The sequence below is a fragment of the Mesorhizobium sp. M1163 genome (assembly GCF_040318415.1).
GTDB lineage: Bacteria > Pseudomonadota > Alphaproteobacteria > Rhizobiales > Rhizobiaceae > Mesorhizobium.
This window is the reverse complement of the sequence record NZ_JAMYMF010000088.1, coordinates 1-7,044: the sequence shown is the minus strand read 5'-3', so window position 1 is coordinate 7,044 and position 7,044 is coordinate 1. Positions and strand designations below refer to the sequence as shown.

The following is a 7,044-nucleotide window of genomic DNA, read 5'->3' as shown; positions in this document are numbered from 1 at the left end:
CCCGAACGTGGATGAAAGGCGTAACGGACAATCTTCTTTGCCTCGCCATCCTGATAACGGGCATTATGAGCCCAGTCCGCCCGGCGGCGGAAAGAGCCATCTCGCCTCGGCCATCGGACTTGCTCTTATCGAGACCGGATGGCGGGCCATGTTCACCCGCACCACCGATCTCGTCCAGAAGCTTCAGGTCGCGCGCCGCGAACTGGGCCTCGAAGCCGATGATGGACGAGGCGATCCACCGCGGCGAGCGTCATGGCGGGATCGGGGAAGATCCTCCCCCATTCGCCGAAGGGCTGATTGGCGGTGATCAGCATGGAACGCCGCTCGTAGCGGGCGCTGATGAGTTCGAACAGCACGCTGGTTTCGGCCTGGTCCTTGGTGACATAAGCGAGGTCGTCGAGGATCAGCAGGTGAAAGCGATCTAGCCGGTTGATGGCGCATGCTCGAAGCCCGAATACTCGAGCCTGAAATGGTAGAGCCGGTGATCGAGCGTCTGGCCCGCGATCGTGACGCGGGCGGCGGCCATGTCGGTGAAATCCGATAATCCCATGCGTCCGGGTTCGTGGACCTGCCGGAAAATGACCTCCTGCTCCTCGCCATGGATGGCGCGCCAGGATCGAATACGGCGCTCGATCGTGCGACGAATGCCGATGCTCAGTTCGGGATGTCGTCTGATCATCTCGTCGAAGATGGCGACCGGCCGGATGCCAGGAGCCGACCCGCAGCAGCGGCACGATCTCGGCGTCGAAAATCTCGGCGAGCGGATCGGGCCGGCGTCGTTGCCGCGGAACCTTCTTTTGTGACGGCAGTCTCGAATCCTTCTCGATGCGATAGGCCGTGGCCGTGCTGATCGACGCCTTCGCCGCCGCGACGGCCGTCGTATCGGTCTTCCGGGACTTCATGAAAAGCCTCAATTGGTGATCGGTTACTTGGCGGCCGGGCACAAAGTGATCCTCCCCAACAGGAAAAACCACCGCATACCCGGTCGACCGTGATCACCAGACGATGCCCCGGAAAAGGAACGCGCCGCCGGCGGGTTGAAACTCCAGTCGGGCTACGCCCTCCCTGCGCTCCAACCCGCCGGCATTCTCATCCTGATTGACGCTGCGCTCTCACGTTCATCGCCGCGCCGCACGGCGTAGGCGAGGATGCGGCCGATCTCGTTGTCGATGGTCTTTTCCATGTCGGGTATGACGCTTTGCAAGCGTGTGGCCGTCATAGGAATTGCCGGGCAGCGCTTTTGCATGCAGGGCGAACTGGCCGCCCTTGGAGCGCTTCAGCGTGGTGGCCACCGACACCTTCACCCCGAACTCGTAGGGCAGATGCGCCTTGCCCTTGCCAATGCATTCCACCTCGTGCGCGTGCAGGCTTGGCGCTGACGTTGCTCGAGAACGGTGGCGGCCTGGTAGAGCGGCCATTTGAAGAGCGCGTCCAGCCCCGCATCGCCGACGATCTGGCGACCAATGTCGCGAATGGTCCGGCCGAGATAGGTCTTGAGCCTGCGCAGCGCCTTGTTGGCCCGCTTGAACTGCTTGGCGTGGGCATAGCGCTGGTAGCTGATCAGCGCCAGCTTGGAGACCCGCACATAGCTCTGGCGCAAATGGAGCCCCTTCCTCTTGGCCAGCCGCACCAGCCGCTCGCGCGCCCGGTGGATGAACTTGGCGTCGGTCGGGAACATGACGTTTTTCGGCTGCACAGTGGTGTCGACGATCACCCGGCGCGTGTCGGCCGGCTTCATCGCCCCGGTCTTGACCGCTCGGCTGAGGCTCTCCTGCAACAGCGCCATGATCCGCTCCTCGCCCATGCGGCTGCGCCAGCGCGTCATCGACGAGCGGTCGAACGGCAGCGCATGACAGAAGAACACGTCGCCGGTGAGATACTGGTAGTAGGGGTTCTCCAGCCAGCGTTCGCACAGGCTTTCGTCGGACAGGTTGTGCATCGACTTGAGAATGGCCAGTCCCGCCATTAGCCGTGTCGGCAAAGGCGGCCGGCCAGGATCGTCGTCATAGACCTCGCCGAGCCGCTCTTCCAGGAAGCGCCAGTCGATCGTCTTGGCCAGCTTCACCAGCGCGTGATCCATATTGAGGATGTGGTCGAGCCGGGATCGCAACAGGTCCGTCTGGCCGCTCTCGCGCCGTTCCTTCGGTCGCATCGCTTCGCTTCCCTCGCAGCTTCGTCATCGCCTCGAATCACGCAGAACAAGCGCATCCAATTTGCCGGAAATCGTAGCCTCTAGCCACGAAATTCGGCAATCTGAAATCTGAAATCAGGGGAAATTGTTAAACGGAATCAAAGTATTCCGAGTTCTTCACGGGGTCCGGCGGCGCCTCAGGCGGCGGCTGTTTCGTTGGGCGTCCAGGTCGTGCAGGCGAAAGATTGCCGCACGTCCGCAATTGCTCACGCCAAGCATACAAGCGTTGGCGGTGAATACCCAGTTCATCAGCTAACCGGCTGATGTTGTCCCCGTTTTGCATCCGCAAGAGCATGGAGAGTTTCTCTCGTTCGCTAAATCTCGGCTTTCTTCCAACCATTTCCGGTTCCTATAATTCAGAAACTGTCCCCTATCTATTTGTCTCAGTCGAGGGGTGCACTCCACCACTGGGAATTAGCGGAACCCCTGTCCGGCTTTTGCGAAATGCTCCGGCAAAGCCAAGCCGCCGCGCATGCGTCGCGGATTCACGAAGTTTTTCAGTGTCGGAGAACTCGCCGATGCTCCCTACGAAGCCCAGCGGTAGCAACCCGGCCGCACGGGCGGCAAACAGAACGGAAAGGTTCGGGGTCAACAGTAGGTCGAACTCCGGCGAACCGCCAACAGCTGCACTGAAGTCTTCAGGACCGAGCGCCATTGCCACCATCCTGGGATTCGCCGACGCAATAGCCGCGAGCCTTTGCAAGGCGCCCGGGGTCTCGATCTGGGCAAGGAACCGGATGCGTCCCAGCGTGAGATTTCTATCTCGTTCAAGTTCCGAAACCGCATTCGCGACCTCTAACACCCACTCTGCTGAATCCGTCTTCGGAAGAACCAGCGCGTCAACACCGGCCACCACGGCTGCATCCAGGTCGGCCGCCAAAGCTCGCAAACCACGATTGACGCGGACCAAAACAGATGCGCCCTTGCGCGCCACCTTTGCCACGGATTCAGGAAGCCTCTTCCGTGCCTCGCCCTTCTGATCCAGGGGAACGGAATCCTCCAGGTCGAGAATGACGCCATCTGCACCCCGCTCATGGGCCATTTCCACAAAGCGCGGAACGTGAGCGGGAACGACGAGCAGAGATCTCCAGCGTGGTATAGACATCGCGCTTTCAACGGCCGCAAAGGTGTCCTTGTTCACGGAGTCGCCTTTGCGATCAATCTTAGCGAGCGTGGCGGCAGTGGGCTGGCTAGGGGCCGATGCGCTGAGATGACCCAAGGTATGCACGCTCTCTGTAAATCGCGACCGCACTCACCTTATCGAGACGCCCGCTCACGCTGACGCGGCTCTTTCGCGCAATGAGCCCGACCACGGTTCAGCATCGCCAGCAACCGGTTTTGTTCGTTCCCAACAATTGAAAATGCCTCGTCGACACCCATTCCGGGCGTTGCAAGCATCATGTCGGCCTGTGTTGCCACGGATTACGTGGACAGAGCTTGGGCGGAGAGATCTCTCTCGGTACAGCTCCCTCCGACACGACAATGCGTGCGCTCGATCCTCGGCCATCCAAGATCGACACGATCCGAGCATAATTCTCAATTTAAGCTTGTGTGGAACCAAAATCCGCCGGGAACTCCATGTTGATCGCCGACTTTATCTGCAAGGTAGCCGATACCGTTCCGGGTTTTACCGATGCGTTGCGGATCCAGGCCTGGCCGACTCAGCCATACACATCGAAATGCAGCACCGGATGATATCCTGGGCGGCCGATTTGGCGCGTGCGCGCTGCAACCCACGTGACGACTCCATAAAGGTCTGGCCTTCGACGCCGAATTTCTGCCTTGAGTTGATCAGGCCCTGGGGAAGCACATCCACCGCCTTCAGGATCATTTTGTCGACGTTGATTCCCGAGCATCGCCACTTTGACAGTAATCGGGACCCTCCGCGTCGGCAGCGGTAGGTTGAATTCATTGCATACGATCTCAGCCATCGAGGTAGGATGAAGATCAGCCGCTGCCCGAAGGAGCGCTTGGCTGACGCCATACTCAATCGCGAGAGGTAGCTGCTGATTTTCGGAGGGCTCGAAAACCTTCCCAGGCATCAAGATACTGCCACGCATCGACATCGAGAAGCCGCGGCGTGACAACGCGCGACGTCAAATTTGAGATCTGGCTGCTCTCGAACAGAGGATCACGCCCGCCGGCACCAGAGTACTGGACGCCCATCATGTCCCCCCAGACGACGATGTCGTCAGCCAGGACAAGCCCGACGCTGAGCGAAGATGCCGGAATGCGAATCGACTTGAACCCAGGCGTTGTCGGTGCGCCGACATAGATGAAACCGTTCTGGATTGCGCCGGACTTAATGACTTCCGGATCGTCATAGAACAATGCACCGTTGCCAGGCGCCAACAAGACATCTTTCGCTCGATTTGTTCCAAATGCAATTGTGGCCTGGCCAACTATGCGTCACCTGCCAACGAGTTCGCCAATATAAAGTCGGAGGCGGCGCCATCTCGTTTCCAGATGGAGGCACTTGCCCACGCTCAACAGTCTCGGAGATCATGCTGAGTCCTGATTCCAGTTCCGCCGGTGAGCAGAATGGACCTTGAGGTTTGCGAGATCTGGCCAGCTTCAAGGCGTTGCATAAGCCATTTGGTTGCGGTCCAGATGTTTCCTCGCCACGCAGGATCGCTTCAGCGGCAGCAGTTAGCACACCGGGCTCCCGTCTTCCGATTACCCACATCGTCGGCTTGATCCAATGGAGATGCCGAAGGCGATATCGTGCAAGCGGGTCATGCCGCGCCAGACGACCATGTTGCCGGGAGGCGGATCATGTTTGCGGGCGAGATAGCCGCCAAGCATGGCGATTTGCAGTAGGTAAGCGGCGAGCGTGGGCCGTTGGAGGCGTGGCCGCGTTCGGGACGCGTCGATCCGGTTGAGCGCAGTGATCTCGGCGAAGGTGAGAACGCTGTCGGGCGCGGCGCCTGGCTTGGCGCGCGCCGACATTGTGACGAAGAATATGCGCCAGCTGACCACCGCGATGAGAGCGAGGAACTTCGCCAGCCTCTCGGCGGTCTCGAGCCTCGCCTCCTCGGCACGGCAGCCGGACTTCATGACCTTATGGAACACCTCCGCCTTCCAGCGCAGGGCATACCAGCCGAGCTTCTCAACCGCCGCGGAGAGATCGCCGACCGGCAAGTTGGTCACCAGCTTCCAGTCGATCGGCTCGCGGCCGGGCGGCGGATCCTCTTCGAGGGCGTGGATGTAAGTCAGAACCTGCGGACTGTAGCGCTTCTGCTTGCCCACGGGCGGCAAGGTTCTGATGGCGGCGAACTTCACCTGCAGGCAGGTCGTCTCGTCCTGATCGACCGTAATGCGATGACGTCCTGCCCAAGGCGCCGCCGCAAGTTGGGCGAAGACGCGATGAGCAGGATCGTGCGGGACAGCATCGGCAGGCCGCTCGGCCAGCCTGTTCGTCTGCACCCGCACGAGGAAGCTGGTGCCAAGGTCCTGCGCGGTGCAATAGAGCTCGTAGATGTCGCTCTCTCGGTCACCAACATGCACGCAGCGCTCGGCTGCGCCAACGAGCGCGATGGACTGGCGCAGGTTCTCCAGCCAGCGGTAGCTCTCCTTCGTCTCGATCGGCACGCGCGTGGGATTGATGTGCCGCTTGAGCGCGAGCGTTCCCTTGAATTTCGTTCGTGTCCAGAACTTCACCGCCGTCAGACCGAGGGGTGTGCCGGTGAGGGTGACGGCCAGGCTCGAATGCATCAGCACCCCGCACAAAGTCAGCACGTTGGGCTGCCCGGCCTTGTAGCGCCCGGCGTTGATGGTCTTGGTGAAGCCGATTTTGCCCGGCTGCGCGTGGCTGTAGATAAATTCGGTCGTGTCCTGCAGGATAAGGATCGGACCTTCGCTCGCCGCAATGCGCGCCGCGGTCGCGGCGAAATGGCCGGCCAGAACGCTATGTTCGGTCACACGCGGGTTGTCAAAGAAGCGGTAGGCCGCCTTCGCCGCCGCCCAGTCGCCGCAGGCCGCCGGGATTGGCTTGCCCGGCGCAGCTGACATCTGATCCAGCAACCGTCGCAGCCGACGGGCCAGACGCTTGTCGGGAAGGGCCGCCGCAGAAAGCTCTTCCTCCTGCCAAGCGGCTTCGCTGCTGCCGTTCTTGTCTCGCATCCGTGACGCCTCCGTGATTCGGCGTCACGGACAGAATCACGGCAGATTCATACGGGGCAATAGGCCCGCCGACGATGTGGGTAATCGGAAGCCGGCGAGGGCCGCCTTGCGCGAGCATGGCCCGGCAGCGAGGCTGCGCTCTTATGGTCGTCCTTACGAGCGTAGTTAGCAGCACAGCATGAGCCATGTGACGTTATTGACCGGGCCGGAGCGGCGGCGGCGTTGGCGTGAAGAGGATCAGTGCCGGATACTGGCCGCGGCATTCGCGCCCGGGGCCACAGTGGCGGCGGTGGCGCGTCAGTACGATGTCGCGACCAGCCTGATCTATAAGTGGCGCAGCACGATGAGAGCCCGCGAGACGGGCTTTGCCGAAGTTGTCGTGGTTCCCGATGAGCCTGTCGTCGCTTCGGTGCCGGCGGCGCCACCAGCGGTGATCGAGCTGGAGATCGCCGGCAAGGTGCGGCTGCGGATTCCGCTGACCACGCCGCCGACACTGGCGGCGGCGATGGTGAAGGCGCTGGGCGTTTCATGATCCCGGTTCCCGAGCCAGGTGCGGATCTGGTTGGCGGTCGGCCGGACCGATATGCGTCGCGGAATGCAGGGTCTCGCTCTGCAGGTTCAGGAGACGTTGGGCCGGGATCCGCATTTATGTGTCGGGCGAGATTATGTGGCGGAGCTGCGCAGATGCCCGCCAAGCCTGCCAAGCCTGGAATCCTCCGCCACATAATATT

General features: G+C 61.4%; 7 protein-coding genes and 5 pseudogenes. 3 read left to right on the top strand and 9 right to left on the bottom strand.

The window, feature by feature from the left end; translation table 11 throughout:
* Positions 1-76: 76 nt before the first annotated feature.
* A pseudogene (locus NKH43_RS34985) lies at positions 77-217 on the top strand (ATP-binding protein); the annotation flags it as partial.
* Here NKH43_RS34985 and NKH43_RS34980 read toward each other — a convergent pair.
* The 9 genes and pseudogenes from NKH43_RS34980 to NKH43_RS34940 all read right to left on the bottom strand — a co-directional run.
* Positions 153-434 (bottom strand): annotated as a pseudogene (locus tag NKH43_RS34980) (ATP-binding protein); the annotation flags it as partial. The pseudogenes NKH43_RS34985 and NKH43_RS34980 sit on opposite strands and share 65 nt — an antisense overlap.
* A 2-nt stretch (positions 435-436) precedes the next feature.
* A pseudogene (locus NKH43_RS34975) lies at positions 437-944 on the bottom strand (IS21 family transposase); the annotation flags it as partial.
* Positions 945-1,090: 146 nt separating this feature from the next.
* Positions 1,091-2,152 (bottom strand): annotated as a pseudogene (locus NKH43_RS34970) (IS5 family transposase); the annotation flags it as partial.
* A gap of 127 nt (positions 2,153-2,279) precedes the next feature.
* A complete protein-coding gene (locus NKH43_RS34965; RefSeq protein ID WP_352862029.1) occupies positions 2,280-2,531 on the bottom strand; it encodes a helix-turn-helix domain-containing protein in 252 nt (83 codons plus the stop codon).
* Between the two features lie 30 nt (positions 2,532-2,561).
* Positions 2,562-3,332: an HpcH/HpaI aldolase/citrate lyase family protein gene (locus NKH43_RS34960; RefSeq protein ID WP_352862027.1), complete on the bottom strand. Its 771-nt coding sequence runs from the start codon at positions 3,330-3,332 to the stop codon at positions 2,562-2,564.
* 116 nt (positions 3,333-3,448) lie between these two features.
* A complete protein-coding gene (locus tag NKH43_RS34955) occupies positions 3,449-3,571 on the bottom strand; it encodes a hypothetical protein (protein WP_502906542.1) in 123 nt (40 codons plus the stop codon).
* Positions 3,572-3,818: 247 nt separating this feature from the next.
* On the bottom strand, positions 3,819-4,022 hold the full coding sequence (locus NKH43_RS34950; protein ID WP_352862024.1) for a hypothetical protein: 204 nt from the start codon (positions 4,020-4,022) through the stop codon (positions 3,819-3,821).
* A 130-nt stretch (positions 4,023-4,152) separates the two neighbouring features.
* Positions 4,153-4,522 (bottom strand): annotated as a pseudogene (locus NKH43_RS34945) (methylaspartate ammonia-lyase); the annotation flags it as partial.
* 345 nt (positions 4,523-4,867) lie between these two features.
* A complete protein-coding gene (locus NKH43_RS34940) occupies positions 4,868-6,313 on the bottom strand; it encodes an IS4 family transposase (RefSeq protein WP_352862022.1) in 1,446 nt (481 codons plus the stop codon).
* Positions 6,314-6,491: 178 nt separating this feature from the next.
* Here NKH43_RS34940 and tnpA point away from each other — a divergent pair, with 178 nt between their 5' ends.
* Complete coding sequence (tnpA, locus tag NKH43_RS34935) at positions 6,492-6,845, top strand: IS66-like element accessory protein TnpA (protein ID WP_352862020.1); 354 nt, start codon at positions 6,492-6,494, stop codon at positions 6,843-6,845.
* 18 nt (positions 6,846-6,863) lie between these two features.
* Positions 6,864-7,040, top strand: coding sequence for an IS66 family insertion sequence element accessory protein TnpB (gene tnpB / locus NKH43_RS34930; RefSeq protein WP_352862018.1), 177 nt, complete (start codon positions 6,864-6,866; stop codon positions 7,038-7,040).
* The last annotated feature ends 4 nt before the right edge of the window (positions 7,041-7,044 follow it).

What these genes read in the sequence shown, in the direction of transcription:
- NKH43_RS34965 (WP_352862029.1), bottom strand. Translation starts at nt 2,531, where the DNA reads ATGGTTGGAAGAAAGCCGAGATTTAGCGAACGAGAGAAACTCTCCATG.
- NKH43_RS34955 (WP_502906542.1), bottom strand. Translation starts at nt 3,571, where the DNA reads ATGGGTGTCGACGAGGCATTTTCAATTGTTGGGAACGAACAAAACCGG.
- NKH43_RS34950 (WP_352862024.1), bottom strand. Translation starts at nt 4,022, where the DNA reads ATGATCCTGAAGGCGGTGGATGTGCTTCCCCAGGGCCTGATCAACTCA.
- NKH43_RS34940 (WP_352862022.1), bottom strand. Translation starts at nt 6,313, where the DNA reads ATGCGAGACAAGAACGGCAGCAGCGAAGCCGCTTGGCAGGAGGAAGAG.
- tnpA (WP_352862020.1), top strand. Translation starts at nt 6,492, where the DNA reads ATGAGCCATGTGACGTTATTGACCGGGCCGGAGCGGCGGCGGCGTTGG.